This window comes from Flavobacterium sp., assembly GCF_043760115.1.
Taxonomy (GTDB): domain Bacteria; phylum Bacteroidota; class Bacteroidia; order Flavobacteriales; family Flavobacteriaceae; genus Flavobacterium.
Window position 1 is genome coordinate 1 of sequence record NZ_JAYUPK010000146.1, and the last position, 13,536, is coordinate 13,536.

Annotated in this window: 12 protein-coding genes and 1 pseudogene; 7 read left to right on the forward strand and 6 right to left on the reverse strand. The window is 29.8% G+C overall.

Going from position 1 to position 13,536, the window contains the following annotated elements:
- The 3 genes and pseudogenes from ACH2BC_RS12560 to ACH2BC_RS12570 all read left to right on the forward strand — a co-directional run.
- Nucleotides 1-538 (forward strand): annotated as a pseudogene (locus tag ACH2BC_RS12560) (O-succinylbenzoic acid--CoA ligase); the annotation flags it as partial.
- A gap of 357 nt (nt 539-895) precedes the next feature.
- Nucleotides 896-1,555 carry a hypothetical protein gene (locus ACH2BC_RS12565; RefSeq protein ID WP_395054349.1) on the forward strand — a complete coding sequence of 220 codons (660 nt, stop codon included), beginning with the start codon at nt 896-898 and terminating at the stop codon, nt 1,553-1,555.
- 77 nt (nt 1,556-1,632) lie between these two features.
- Nucleotides 1,633-2,028 carry a hypothetical protein gene (locus ACH2BC_RS12570; protein WP_395054350.1) on the forward strand — a complete coding sequence of 132 codons (396 nt, stop codon included), beginning with the start codon at nt 1,633-1,635 and terminating at the stop codon, nt 2,026-2,028.
- A gap of 163 nt (nt 2,029-2,191) precedes the next feature.
- Here the strand turns inward: ACH2BC_RS12570 and ACH2BC_RS12575 are convergent, their stop codons facing one another.
- From ACH2BC_RS12575 to ACH2BC_RS12585, 3 genes are read right to left on the reverse strand one after another with little or no spacing between them, the layout of a single operon-like run.
- Nucleotides 2,192-3,808, reverse strand: a complete 1,617-nt coding sequence (locus tag ACH2BC_RS12575) for a M1 family metallopeptidase (protein WP_395054351.1) — start codon at nt 3,806-3,808, stop codon at nt 2,192-2,194.
- A 35-nt stretch (nt 3,809-3,843) separates the two neighbouring features.
- Entirely contained in the window at nt 3,844-4,356 is a 513-nt protein-coding gene (locus ACH2BC_RS12580) for a hypothetical protein (RefSeq protein WP_395054352.1), read from the reverse strand.
- 47 nt (nt 4,357-4,403) lie between these two features.
- Nucleotides 4,404-6,032, reverse strand: a complete 1,629-nt coding sequence (locus ACH2BC_RS12585; protein ID WP_395054353.1) for an acyl-CoA carboxylase subunit beta — start codon at nt 6,030-6,032, stop codon at nt 4,404-4,406.
- Nucleotides 6,033-6,201: 169 nt separating this feature from the next.
- Between ACH2BC_RS12585 and ACH2BC_RS12590 the strand changes: the two genes are divergently transcribed.
- The 3 genes from ACH2BC_RS12590 to ACH2BC_RS12600 all read left to right on the forward strand — a co-directional run bounded on the left by ACH2BC_RS12590 (nt 6,202) and on the right by ACH2BC_RS12600 (nt 9,110).
- Nucleotides 6,202-6,846, forward strand: coding sequence for a DUF47 domain-containing protein (locus ACH2BC_RS12590; RefSeq protein ID WP_395054354.1), 645 nt, complete (start codon nt 6,202-6,204; stop codon nt 6,844-6,846).
- A 22-nt stretch (nt 6,847-6,868) separates the two neighbouring features.
- On the forward strand, nt 6,869-8,227 hold the full coding sequence (locus ACH2BC_RS12595) for an inorganic phosphate transporter (RefSeq protein WP_395054355.1): 1,359 nt from the start codon (nt 6,869-6,871) through the stop codon (nt 8,225-8,227).
- A gap of 169 nt (nt 8,228-8,396) precedes the next feature.
- Nucleotides 8,397-9,110: a dienelactone hydrolase family protein gene (locus tag ACH2BC_RS12600; protein ID WP_395054356.1), complete on the forward strand. Its 714-nt coding sequence runs from the start codon at nt 8,397-8,399 to the stop codon at nt 9,108-9,110.
- 240 nt (nt 9,111-9,350) lie between these two features.
- On the opposite strand, the gene prfB is transcribed toward ACH2BC_RS12600, so the two are convergent.
- Nucleotides 9,351-10,449, reverse strand: a protein-coding gene (gene prfB, locus ACH2BC_RS12605; RefSeq protein WP_395054357.1) for a peptide chain release factor 2 whose coding sequence is annotated in 2 segments (ribosomal slippage) — nt 9,351-10,385 and nt 10,387-10,449 — 1,098 coding nt in all. Because the reading frame shifts where the segments join, the coding sequence is not laid out codon by codon here.
- A gap of 239 nt (nt 10,450-10,688) precedes the next feature.
- Here prfB and ACH2BC_RS12610 point away from each other — a divergent pair.
- Nucleotides 10,689-11,714, forward strand: a complete 1,026-nt coding sequence (locus ACH2BC_RS12610) for a threonine aldolase family protein (RefSeq protein WP_395054358.1) — start codon at nt 10,689-10,691, stop codon at nt 11,712-11,714.
- Between the two features lies 1 nt (nt 11,715).
- Here ACH2BC_RS12610 and ACH2BC_RS12615 read toward each other — a convergent pair whose 3' ends face one another.
- Both ACH2BC_RS12615 and ACH2BC_RS12620 read right to left on the reverse strand, forming a co-directional pair.
- On the reverse strand, nt 11,716-12,354 hold the full coding sequence (locus ACH2BC_RS12615; RefSeq protein WP_395054359.1) for a response regulator: 639 nt from the start codon (nt 12,352-12,354) through the stop codon (nt 11,716-11,718).
- The coding region (locus tag ACH2BC_RS12620) for a sensor histidine kinase (protein ID WP_395054360.1) at nt 12,347-13,536 on the reverse strand (1,190 nt) is incomplete at its 5' end. The genes ACH2BC_RS12620 and ACH2BC_RS12615, both read right to left, overlap by 8 nt.

A 13,536-nucleotide genomic window follows, 5' to 3' on the forward strand; every position in this document is an offset into this window, starting at 1 on the left:
AATTAGTTCGATTTTAGAAAAACAGTTATCAAAATTACCGACACAAATTTTTGAAACTTACGGAATGACAGAAACCATTTCGCACATTGCAGCCAAGAAAGTAGGCGAGAAGGCATTTACAGTTTTGCCCAATGTAACTATTTCTTATGATGACGATAACTGTATGGTAATTCACGCACCAAGAATTAGTGAAGAAGTAATTGAAACCAATGATATTGTTGAATTGGTTAACGAAAATCAGTTTGTTTTTTTAGGCAGAATTGACAACGTAATAAACAGTGGCGGAATAAAATTGATGCCAGAACAAATTGAAGAAAAACTTTCGGGCAAAATTATACAACGTTATTTTATATCATCCAAAGAAGATAAAGAACTAGGCGAAAAAGTAATTTTGGTTATAGAAGGAGAACCATTTGAAATTGATAGAACAATTTTCGATGGCTTAGATAAATATGAAAAACCTAAAGAAATCATTTTTGTTTCTAAATTTAAAGAAACTGGAAATGGAAAGATTATTCGTAAGGATAGTTTGGGTTAATATTAGAAGCGAATATTATGGGTATTTTCGATATTCCATTTTCATGCTTTGCGTTTCAATCTTTTTTGAACCTTAAAAGTTTAAAAAAGGATTTTCACTTCAATCAAAGCTAGTTTAATGTTGTATTTTTCCAAAATATTCTGTCAAAAACAATATTCCATAAATCCAGAAATTATATAGAAATGTATAAACTAAAGCATAGTAAATGCATAGTTCTATATTTTACTTCACATAAATTTAAACTTAAATCTCTAAGATAAATCAATAAAAATGATTTTAGAAATAATATATAATTTAGTAGCTACATTATTGAAAAAACATAAAACAAAAAATAAAATAAACCTAATTAATTTAAAAATGAGAAAACTAATTTATCTTTTAATTTTAATACCATTTGTATCTTTAGCAAAATTTCACTCTGGAATTATGACTTTTTCTGATAATTCGATAAAAAAAGGATTTATAGAAATACCAGATGATTCTGAGAACAATAAAATTAAATTTAGATTAGATGAAAAAGGAAATACTGAAAAATATCCTTTAGAACAAATTAAATCTTTTATTGTTTATAATGAAATAGGGCAAGAGGTAAAATTTGCAATTACGCATCTAGCATATTTTAGAGTATTTAGTAAAGACAATTCTTTTAGAGCACATAAAAAATGGGCTTGTGTTAAAGTTATAAAAGAAGGTAAAATTAATCTTTATTCGGCTTGGTTTATGACAACTGGAGCTGGTGGTGGAGCTGTTGGCGGTGGATCAATTACAGGTAGTTTTACATCTTCTGGAGATTTATATTTAAACCGAGAAGGACAAGATTATTCATTAGAATTTTACGAAGCAGACGCAAGTGGTTTTTCAATAACAGTAAACTCATGGAAATATTTTATGACTATTATTGAAAAACATTTTGGACAGGAATGTCCAGATTTGGTGAAATTAATTAACAAAGATGATTTTAAGAAAAATGGTTACGGTAGAATTGTGGAATTATATGAAGAAAACTGTGGAAAATAAAATGACATCTGACAACAGAAATTTGCAATTTCAAAAAATAAAATATAGAAAATAGAAATCTAAATTAAAGAATTAAAATGGGATTAATAATTATACCTTTTTTTATAATTATATTTATTTCATTAATGAAATCAGTATTTATAATTTTAAAATTAGCAAAGAATAAAGAAATCGAAAATGAAAGTTATTTTTTTGGAATATTAATAACGTTAATTTCATATTATTTGATTTATTTAAATTATAAATCAAGTGACACTGCAATAGCACTTGGGACATATTTTACATTTCCATTTTTTATGGTTTTAATTCCATATTTAATTGGAATAAATTTTAAAAATTCAAAAGACCAAAAGAAAAGAAAATTAATGCAAGTTTTAATGATTTCTGCAATTTCGTCAGGTTTATTTATAATTATATTTTATAAATATACTTTTGGAATAACTGAAGTGTTAGGATTGAAAAAATCATTTTAGAAAACCATCAACATAATATATTAATATAATAAAAGTATATTAAAGTTACTAAAATTTTAAGCAAACTAATAAATTATTCTGACCACATTGCCGTCAAAAATTTTAATATTTGGCTAAGGATTATTTTTCAAGTATCTAATAAAAATGTTTTCAAGAATATTTTTTACTCCTTAATCACTTTTACATAAAACTCATTTTTTAAAACTTCAACATCATCAAGCGTTTTAATTTTGAATTTAGATTTTTGAAATTCATTAGTTGGATTAATTCTCATTTCTTTACCGTTAATTTTTACATCAATTGGCATAATAAAATTGGTTTCCATTGTTTTCCAACGAAATTCTAATTTCTTTTTATTTTGCTTAATAACCAATTCTGGAATGTCAGGAAAACGTAAGTATTGATTAAAAACTGGAGTTAAATTAATCCCACTTTCTGTATTAAAAAAGTTTATAACAGTTTCTGTATCAATAATTTTATGTCTAAAAGTTTCTGAGTATTTCAAAATCATTTTCCACCATTTCTCATCATCGTTTACAATGTTTCTAATAGTGTTTAAAAGCAAAGCACCTTTTGGATACATATCTCCACTACCTTCATTGTTTACGCCATAATTACCAATAATTGGTTTGCTATTTCTAACATTGCTTCGTAAACCATTTACATATTTATCTGCTTTTTCTTTTCCGTACAAGCATTCTACATACACAACTTCTGTATATTGTGTAAAACCTTCGTGAATCCACATATCGGCAATATCTGATGAAGTTATACTGTTTCCAAACCATTCGTGACCACTTTCGTGAATGATGATGTAATCAAATAAAAGTCCAATTCCGGTTCCAGATAAATCAGATCCTAAATATCCTTTTTTATATTTATTTCCATAAGCTACAGCACTTTGATGTTCCATACCTAAATAAAAAGTTTCAACCAATTTATAACCATCATTTGCAAATGGATACGTTCCAAATTTAGATTGAAAACAAGTTAACATAGGTTTTACTTCTTCAAAATGTTTCTTAGCTTTTTCTTCATTTTCTTTTAAAACATAATAATCTAAATCCAATCCGTTTAGTGAATCGTGAATGTGAGCATAATCGGCAATGTTAACTGTAATATCATAAGTATTTATAGGATTTTTTACTTCCCAATCCCAACGAGTATAACCATTTTTTAAATCTTCGCTTCCTAGTAATCTTCCATTAGAAACATTCATTAATCCATTTGGAACTGCTACTTTTATTGTAGCGCCATTGTCTGGTTCATCACTTTGCGAATCTTTTACAGGAAACCATAAACTTGCGCCTGTACCTTGAACAGCAACGCCTACGAATGGTTTGTCGTTTTTATCTTTTTTAAAGACAAATCCGCCATCCCAAGGAGCATTTTTAGCAATTTTAGGTTTTCCTGAGTAATAAAAAGTTATTTTTTGATTAGTTCCAGTTTGTAATTCTGTTGGAAAATTTAAAAAAACGGCATTAAAATCTCTTTTATATTCTATCTTTTTAGAGTTATGAATAATAGAGTCTACAGCCATATTATCAAATAAATCTATTTGAATTTTAGAAGTATTTGAAACAACTTTAAAAGAAATATCATTAAATCCAACTATTGATTTTTCATCAATATTGATTTTGATATTTAAATCATATCGCAACACATTAAAACAAGTTCGCTCTATTCTTAATCCACCTTGAAGTGAATCTTTTCTTGTGAAGGTTTGGGAAGTAACGACTTGAAAAGTGATGATGAAAGTTATTATTAGTAAGGTTTTCATAAAAAAATTATTTAATGTAAAGGATTTTAATAAATTTATAATTTTCTATTATTTATTATTTCTTCATATTTTTTTATATCAGTAATCATTGGTTCTAGCATTTCACTTCTCTTTAATTTTGTTTTTTTTGTATACAAATCTTTTCTAATATTTAAAAGTAAATCAGAAATTAAACTAAGCATTATTATTGCATATTCTGCATCGTCAGTAAAGTCTTTAGTATTTAATGTGAAAAATGCTTGCATTATTTTATTGTAAGATTTTACAACTTCATCCGAGCCAAATGTCATTAAGTTGAAACCTGATTTTCGATATTCTAATGAGGATAATTTTTTAATTCCAATCTGTTTTTCTTCTTCCGGTAGTGCAAATGTAAAAACAGTAATAAATGGTTCTAATAATTCTTCATAAGTTTTAATTTTAAATTCTCTTGATTTTTCTTCGGATAATAAAATATCATCTTTTTTTGATTTAATAAACCAAGTTAATAAACCACCAATGGTTATAAAAATTGGGCTTGCAATTGCTAAAATAAATGTTTTGTCCATTGTTTATTTAATCTGTTTAATAATTTAACTATCTTAAAATTTAAAACCTAAACCTGAATCACTCCCAAATTAAATTTCTTCTCAATTGGAGAATGGTTCGCTGCTTCAATTCCCATAGAAATCCAAGTTCTAGTTTCTAATGGATCAATAATTGCATCTGTCCACAATCTTGAAGCTGCATAATAAGGAGAAACCTGCTCGTCGTATCTTGCTTTTATTTTGTCAAATAATTCTTTTTCTTTCACTTCATCAATAATTTCGCCTTTGGCTTTTAATGATGATGCTTCAATTTGTGCTAAAACTTTTGCTGCTTGTGTTCCACCCATTACTGCAAGTTCTGCACTTGGCCATGCAACAATTAATCTTGGATCGTATGCTTTTCCGCACATTGCGTAATTTCCTGCGCCATACGAATTTCCAATAATAATTGTGAATTTTGGCACAACTGAATTGGCAACAGCGTTTACCATTTTGGCACCATCTTTTATTATTCCGCCATGTTCAGATTTGGAACCAACCATAAACCCAGTAACGTCTTGAAGAAATACTAACGGAATTTTCTTTTGGTTACAATTGGCAATAAATCGTGTTGCTTTATCAGCAGAACTTGAGTAAATTACACCACCAAATTCAATTTCACCTTTTTTAGTTTTAGAAACAATCCGTTGATTGGCAACAATTCCAACTGCCCAACCATCAATTCTGGCATAACAAGTAATTATTGATTTTCCGTAATCTTCTTTGTACATATCCATTTCAGAATTATCAACTAAACGTTTAATAATTTCCAACATATCATATTGATCTGTTCTTGCTTTTGGAATAATTCCGTAAATATCTTTTACTTCTAATGCTGGTTTTACTGATTTTTCTCTATTAAATCCTGCTTTGTCATAATCACCAATTTTACCAACTATACTTTTAATTCGGTCAAGCGCATCTTTATCATCTTTGGCTTTATAATCTGTTACACCAGAAATTTCGCAATGAGTTGTTGCTCCACCAAGAGTTTCATTGTCAATATTTTCGCCAATTGCAGCTTTTACCAAATAACTTCCTGCCAAGAAAATACTTCCTGTTTTATCTACAATCATAGCTTCGTCGCTCATAATAGGAAGATAAGCTCCGCCAGCAACGCAACTTCCCATAACTGCCGAAATTTGAGTAATTCCCATACTTGACATTATAGCATTGTTTCTAAAAATTCGTCCGAAATGTTCTTTATCAGGAAAAATTTCATCTTGCATTGGCAGATAAACTCCAGCAGAATCTACAAGATATATAATAGGAAGACGATTTTCCATTGCAATTTCTTGCGCACGAAGATTCTTTTTTCCAGTAATAGGAAACCACGCACCAGCTTTTACTGTAGCATCATTGGCAACAACAATACATTGTTTACCTTTTATGTATCCCATTTTTATAACAACGCCACCAGAAGGACAACCGCCATGTTCTTTGTACATTCCATCGCCAACAAAAGCGCCAATTTCTATAGAATTTGATTTTTCATCTAGCAGATAATCAATGCGTTCTCTTGCTGTCATTTTGCCTTCGTTGTGCAATTTCTCTATACGTTTTTCGCCTCCACCAAGTTTTACTTTGGCAAATCGCTGTTTTAAATCGGATAATAAAAGTTTATTATGATCTTCGTTTTTATTGAAGTTTATGTCCATATTAGTTAAAATTGTTTATTTTTGGTAAGGAATTGCTAAAGTACGAAAACGTTTTCAAACCCAATAATTCTTACATTATTTATAATTATTTTTTTAAGATTACTGAATAAGTTAATATTCACTTAACATTAGAAGAATACATTTGCACTATTAAATTAAATAAATTCTAATGACATTAAACAGTATTTTTCAGTTTTTAGTACCAAAAGATAAAAAGTTTTTTCCGCTATTTGAACAAGCATCAGCTAATTTAATTGTTCTTGCAGAAACATTACATGAAGCGGTTAATGCTCCAAAAATTGAGCGAGAAGAGTATTTTCAAAAAATTGAAGAATTAGAAGCAATTATTGAAGAAATTACACATAGAACTCACTTAGAATTAAGTAGAAATTTCATCACACCATTTGATAGAGAAGACATTCATTCGTTGATAAAAGCAATTGATAATGTTGCAGATTATATGCATGGTGCGGCAAGTAGAATGCGATTGTATCAAGTAGAAAAAATCACAAAATCTATTAGAAAATTAACCGAAATTAATCTAGAAGCTTGTCAATTAATTGGTTTAGCAATAGGCGAATTAAAAGACATGAATAATCTAAAAGCCATTTCAGATTATTGTAAGAGAATAAATAAACTAGAAAGTAAAGCCGATGTGGTTTTTGACAAAGCTGTTGCTGATATTTTTGAAAACGAAACCGATGCCAAAAATATTATCAAATATAAAGAAGTTCTTTCGGCATTAGAATCGGCATCAGACAAATGTAAAAGCGTTGCAAATGTTTTAGAACAAATTTCTGTAAAACATTCTTAAATAATAACGTAATAGATAAAATATGACATTACTTATTGTTATTATTGTTCTGGCTTTAGTTTTTGATTACATAAATGGTTTTCACGATGCTGCAAATTCTATTGCTACCATTGTTGCTACTAAGGTTTTATCTCCATTTCAAGCTGTAATGTGGGCGGCATTTTTTAATTTTTTGGCCTATTGGGTTTTTGGTTTTGGAGTAGCAGATACTGTTGCTAAAACTGCCAATACTATGGAAATTAGTCTTTTGGTAATTCTTTCTGGAGTAATTGCTGCCATAATTTGGAATTTATTAACTTGGGCATTAGGAATTCCTTCCTCATCATCACACACACTTATTGGAGGATTTGCAGGTGCAGCGATTGCTCACGCAATTTCAGTTCACGGATTTTCAGATTATACTTTGGTTGAACATGGAGAAACGGTAACAAGACATTGGTATCAAATTGTAAATTGGTATACAGCAGGAAAAGATGGTGGAATGCCAAGTGGCGTTTTAATAATTATTTTATTTATAGTTTTAGCACCATTAATAGGTATGATTATATCTTATTTTATGTCGTTATGGTTACTTTATTCTTCTAAGAAAAGTATTCTACCTAAACTGTTTACAATTGCATTATTAGTTATAGTTTATTGGTTTATTTATGCTGAATTGTTAGGTTATGATGAAATAAAAAAGCACCGATTTGATTCACATTTTTTAAGTGTAATTGCAGAACCTGCAAATATTAAATGGCTGTTAGTTGCATCAATAATAACGAGTATTGCAATTTTTAATTTAATTTTTAGTAGTTTATCTACAGCTAAATCTGAAGCTATTTTAAAGAAAATGCAGCTTTTATCTTCTGCATCTTTTAGTTTAGGTCATGGAGGAAATGATTCTCAAAAAGTTATGGGAATTATTGCAGCCGCAGTTGCAGTATACATTAATACAAATCCGAATGTTGACTTATCATTAGGTTGGTTGGATTTGAATGTTAAATTACCATCTAAAGATGCATTAGGAAATGAAGTTGCAGGACAAATGCCAGGTTGGATTCCTCTCGCATGTTATTCTGCAATTGCTTTAGGAACTTTAAGTGGTGGATGGAAAATTGTAAAAACAATGGGTTCTAAAATTACAAAAGTTACAGCATTTGAAGGAGTTGTAGCAGAATCTGCTGGAGCATTGACTTTGTTTATGACAGAACATTTTAAAATTCCAGTTTCTACAACACATACAATTACTGGTTCTATAATTGGGGTTGGAGTTACAAAAAGACTTTCGGCTGTACGTTGGGGTGTAACTATTAATTTACTTTGGGCTTGGGTTTTAACAATTCCAGTATCAGCAGTACTTGCAGCATTAATTTATTATTTTCTAAAAATATTTATATAATATAAAAATATACAATTTGTAAAGCGTTCAACTAAAAATTGAACGCTTTTTTTATTATCTAATTAACATCTGTTAGAAAATTTTATTTTTACATTTACAAAAAATCTAAATTATGAAAACTAAATTTATTTTACTGTTTTGTTCCGTTTTAATGAGTTCGAATTCAATTATGGCCCAATTAAAACCAGTTGAATATAATGATGGAGAACAAAAACTAAGTGGATTAGTTACTAAACCATTAAAAGCTTTAAAATCTAAAGCTGGAATATTAATACTTCCTGCTTGGATGGGAATTGATGACCATTCTAAAGAAGTAGCCGCAGAATTATCAAATTTAGGATATTATGCTTTTGTTGCAGATATTTATGGAGTTGGAAATAAACCAAATAATACAAGTGAAGCTGGAAAGCAAGCTGGATTTTACAAAAAAAATGTTTTAGATTACCAACGAAGAATTCAATTGGCATTAGATCAGTTAATTAAAAATGGAGCAAATCCTGATAATGTAGTTGTAATTGGTTACTGTTTTGGTGGAACTGGTGCAATTGAAGCTGCAAGAAGTAATATGAAAGTAAAAGGAGTAGTTTCTTTTCATGGTGGATTAGGAAAGGGTGAAGCAAGACCAATTGAAACAATAAATGCTAAAGTTTTAGTATTACATGGCGCAGATGATAATTATGTTCCAGAAACAGAAGTTAAATCTTTTCAAAATGAAATGAGAACAGCAAAAGCAGATTGGCAAATGATATATTACGCCAATGCTGTTCACGCATTTACAGAAAAAAAAGCTGGAAACGATAATAGTAAAGGTGCAGCTTATAATGAAAATGCAGATAAACGATCTTGGAAAGCTATGTTACAGTTTTTGAAAGAAGTATTGTAAAAATAATAACGTTTGTCTAAATAAAAATCCTAAAATAATTTTAAAATATTTTGGGAGTTTCTGTAAAATACAAAAGCCACTCTGGAGCGAGTGGCTATTGTGGTGAGGTGTAACTTCCTTTCGGAATCCTCGGTGCAAATATAGGTTTAAATTATGAATTACAAATTATGAAATGAAAATAATTAAAAAAATGATTTATTATATTTATAAATTTTTTTATTTTAACATTGAACGCTCAAACTATTCTGAGTCTTTTTGTCCCATCATCATTAAATATGCTTTTAAAAATTCGTCAATATTTCCGTTCATAACGCCATCTACATCGCTAGTTTCTTTTCCTGTACGAACATCTTTTACTAGTTTATAAGGTTGCATTACGTAGTTTCTTATTTGTGAACCCCATTCTATTTTCATTTTTCCGGCTTCAATATCAGCTCGTTGTGCCATTTGCTTTTTCAATTCAATTTCGTACAATTGCGATTTTAGCATTTGCATGGCACGTTGTCGATTGTCTTGTTGCGAACGCGTTTCTGAACACTGAATTTGAATTCCGGTTGGCTTGTGAAACAATTGTACTTTGGTTTCTACTTTATTTACATTTTGTCCTCCAGCGCCACTTGAACGTGATGTTATAATTTCTATATCGGCGGGATTTATGTCAATTTCTATAGTGTCATCAACCAATGGATAAACATAAACTGACGCAAATGAAGTGTGACGTTTTGCATTACTATCAAATGGTGAAATACGTACCAAACGATGCACACCGTTTTCGCCTTTAAGATAACCAAAAGCAAAATCGCCTTCAATTTCTAAAGTCACGGTTTTTATTCCTGCAACTTCGCCTTCTTGAAAGTTTAATTCTTTTATTTTATATTTTTGCTTTTCTGCCCACATCATGTACATTCGCATAAGCATTGCAGCCCAATCGCAACTTTCTGTTCCGCCAGCACCAGCAGTTATTTGAATTACAGCACTTAAATTATCGCCTTCGTCTGAAAGCATGTTTCTAAATTCGATGTCTTCAATATGTGTGTTTGTTAGTTCATATTGTTGGTCTAGTTCTTCTTCGGTAACGTCTCCTTCTTTATAAAAGTCGTAGGTTATTTGAAGTTCTTCGGCCATTTCGTTGCCTTTTTCAAAATCTTCTACCCATTTTTTCTTGGATCTTAAATTTTTTACAATAATTTCGGCTTCTTTGGCATTGTTCCAAAAATTGGGTGCAAAGGTTTTTTCTTCTTCATTGGTTATTTCGATAAGCTTGGCATCAATGTCAAAGATACCTCCTTAACGCACCAAGACGCTCTACAATACCTTTAATTTGTTCGGTATTTGTCATAAATTGTGTTATTTTTGCAGTAAATGTAATTAGTAGCACTGGTTTTTAGCCCTGATGGAAGTGGAAATCCTTTTTTAAAAAATTGCTGTTTTTTCTTGTTTAAAAAAAGCGACTGCAAGAAGCTCTTTTTTAAAGGTAGAAAAAAAGGAATTTTTAAAAAAGATTGGAACGTACAGCAGGATTGGCTTCTAAATTATTTTACAAATTATTTTACAAAAATAAGATTAGTTTTTGAGATTATGGAAATAAATTTAATAAGTGATACGGTTACTAAACCGAGTGCTGAAATGTTGCAGGCAATGTTTAACGCTAATGTTGGCGATGATGTTTTTAAGCAAGATCCGACGGTGAATGAATTTGAAAGAATTGTTGCCGATTTATTTGGTATGGAAGCTGCACTTTTTTTTCCAACTGGAACTATGGCTAACCAAACTGCAATTAAGTTAAACACGAAACCTGGTGATCAGATTATTTGTGATAAATGGACTCACATTCATTTGTATGAATCTGGTGGAGCATCGTCTAATAGTGGTGTGAATTTTAATTTACTAGATGGCGATAGAGGAATGATTACAGCGCAAATGGTTAAAGATGGGATTAATAATCCTGAATTTTATCATACACCTTTTACAAAAATGGTTGCTATTGAAAATACTACTAATAAAGGTGGTGGTGCTTGTTATGATATTGAGGAACTTAAAAAAATTAAACAAGTTTGTGTAGAAAATAATTTAATTTTTCATCTTGATGGCGCACGATTGTGGAATGCTCTTGTGGCTAAAAAGCAACATCCTAAGCAATTTGGTGAGTTGTTTGATACTATATCAGTTTGTTTTTCTAAAGGTTTGGGATGCCCAATTGGTTCTGTTTTAGTTGCTGATGCCAAAACCATTAAGGAGGCAATTAGAGTTAGAAAAATATTTGGTGGAAATATGCGTCAATCTGGTTACTTGGCTGCTGCCGGAATTTATGCTTTACAAAACAATATAAAAAGACTTGAGGAAGATCATATTAGAGCGAAAGAATTAGGTAAAAAACTAGAGCAATGTTCTTGGATAAAAATTGTAGAACCTATTGAAACCAATATTGTAGTTTTTTCGGCTATTGATGGTATTGCTGATGAAATTGTGATTGAAAAATTAAAGCAAAAAAGCATTTCTATTAGTTTACTTGGAAAAGGAAAGTTACGAATTGTAACTCATTTAGATTATAAACAAGTGATGCATACTTATGTTTTGGAGACTTTGGAAAAAATGGTTTTTTAAATTACAGAAGTAAATTATTTTCATTGGCATATTTAATGAGCATTGCTGTTTTTTTTACGTTTAATTTACTATGTAAATTTTTGCGATGACTGTCAACAGTATCTATACTTATAAAAAGTTTTTCTGAAATTTGTAAATTGGTTAATCCTGCTACAATGTGATACAAAACTTCTTTTTCACGTTTTGTGAGTTGAGGTAATTTATTTTGTAAATCATTTTCGTATCGTAATGCTCTTTCAGCTTCAAATGTGAGGTATTTTTCACCATTAAAAACTAGTTGAATGGCTTTAATTATTTCATGTTTGTCGGCATTTTTTAATAAATATCCAGTAGCGCCACTTTCCATCATTTTGCGAACGTAGGTTCCTTGATTATGTGTACTTAACGCAATTACTTTTACTTTTGGATAATTTATGGTTATGAATTTGCACAATTCAATTCCATTTTTATCAGGCAAACTTATATCCATTAAAATAACATCGCAACTTTGCATTTTAAAGAATTGTAGGCATTTTTCTGCTGTAGTTGCAAAACCTACAAGTTCAATACAATTCTCGTTTTGCAATAATGATTTTATACCTTCAATAACCATTTGATGGTCATCTACAAGAAATAATTTTATTGGATTTTTGTTATGCATTGAGTTCAATATTTACAGATGTTCCTTTATTGGGCGAGGTTATAGTATCTATTTTTCCGTTTAAGAATTGAACACGATAATCAATATTATTTAAACCATCGCCTTTTTTTAAATTTACACTTTTAGTATCATAACCCTTTCCGTTGTCTTCAACAGTAATTACGATTTTGTTGTTAACAAATGTTAATTGCACTATAATTTCTTTTGCTTGAGCGTGTTTGACCGAGTTGTTTACTAATTCTTGAATGATTCTGTAAATAAATGTTTCGGTAGTAGTATTTAATTTTCTACTGATTCCCATTTTTTGGTAATTTACTATGCAATTTGTAGTTGATTGAATACTATTGCAAAAATCTCTCAATGCTTCATCCAGTCCAAATTTCACCAATGCTTCTGGCATTAAATTGTGAGCTACTTTTCTTAAATCGCTAATTGTAGTGTCAAGCATGCTTAATGATTTCTCGAATTGAGTTGTATTTTCGGGTGTAAGAATAAGATTTTCTTTCATATTAACAAATGATAATTTAGTACCTGATAATAATCCGCCAAGTCCATCATGCAGGTCTTTTGCAATTCGACCACGTTCTTCTTCTTGTCCTTTAAGCATAGAGTCAATGGCAAGTAACTGTTTGTCTTTTTCGAGTTCTGTTATTTTAAGATTTTGGAGTTTTTGTTTGTTTATAAAATTTCTAAAGCCAAGAAAACCAAGTAATATCAATCCAATTGAAGAACCGATTAAGATTTTGTTGAGATTGGCTTTTTTTTCGTTATTGGTTTTGAGTTGTAACACTTCATTTTCAGTTTCAAGTTTTGCAATTGCATTTTTATTTTTTTGAGAAAAAAGAGAATCACCGAGTTTTTTTGATTCTAATAAATTAGCATAAGCATTTTTATAATCACCTTTGTATGCTTGCAATTGCGATAAACTTCCACTCATAAAAAATAAACCGTAGGCATTTTTATTTACTTTTAAAATTGAAAAGCTTCTGCTATAGGATTCTTCCGATAATGCTAAAAGTTTGGATTTTGATTTTGGAATTACAGAACTAGAAATAGAGTTGAATAATGAATCGTTTTGAACTATTGAAAATAATCCTTCGCCCATATTCCCTAAATTGTTTGCTGCATACAGACTTTTAGGTACAATTTTATCAAATATTTTTTGAGCTTCAAATTCCATTT

Bases quoted from the DNA above. Each gene is read 5' to 3' on its own strand.
- ACH2BC_RS12580 (WP_395054352.1), bottom strand. From the start codon at position 4,356: ATGGACAAAACATTTATTTTAGCAATTGCAAGCCCAATTTTTATAACC.
- ACH2BC_RS12600 (WP_395054356.1), top strand. From the start codon at position 8,397: ATGGCCCAATTAAAACCAGTTGAATATAATGATGGAGAACAAAAACTA.
- ACH2BC_RS12595 (WP_395054355.1), top strand. From the start codon at position 6,869: ATGACATTACTTATTGTTATTATTGTTCTGGCTTTAGTTTTTGATTAC.
- ACH2BC_RS12615 (WP_395054359.1), bottom strand. From the start codon at position 12,354: ATGCATAACAAAAATCCAATAAAATTATTTCTTGTAGATGACCATCAA.
- ACH2BC_RS12565 (WP_395054349.1), top strand. From the start codon at position 896: ATGAGAAAACTAATTTATCTTTTAATTTTAATACCATTTGTATCTTTA.
- ACH2BC_RS12570 (WP_395054350.1), top strand. From the start codon at position 1,633: ATGGGATTAATAATTATACCTTTTTTTATAATTATATTTATTTCATTA.
- ACH2BC_RS12610 (WP_395054358.1), top strand. From the start codon at position 10,689: ATGGAAATAAATTTAATAAGTGATACGGTTACTAAACCGAGTGCTGAA.
- ACH2BC_RS12590 (WP_395054354.1), top strand. From the start codon at position 6,202: ATGACATTAAACAGTATTTTTCAGTTTTTAGTACCAAAAGATAAAAAG.
- ACH2BC_RS12575 (WP_395054351.1), bottom strand. From the start codon at position 3,808: ATGAAAACCTTACTAATAATAACTTTCATCATCACTTTTCAAGTCGTT.
- ACH2BC_RS12585 (WP_395054353.1), bottom strand. From the start codon at position 6,032: ATGGACATAAACTTCAATAAAAACGAAGATCATAATAAACTTTTATTA.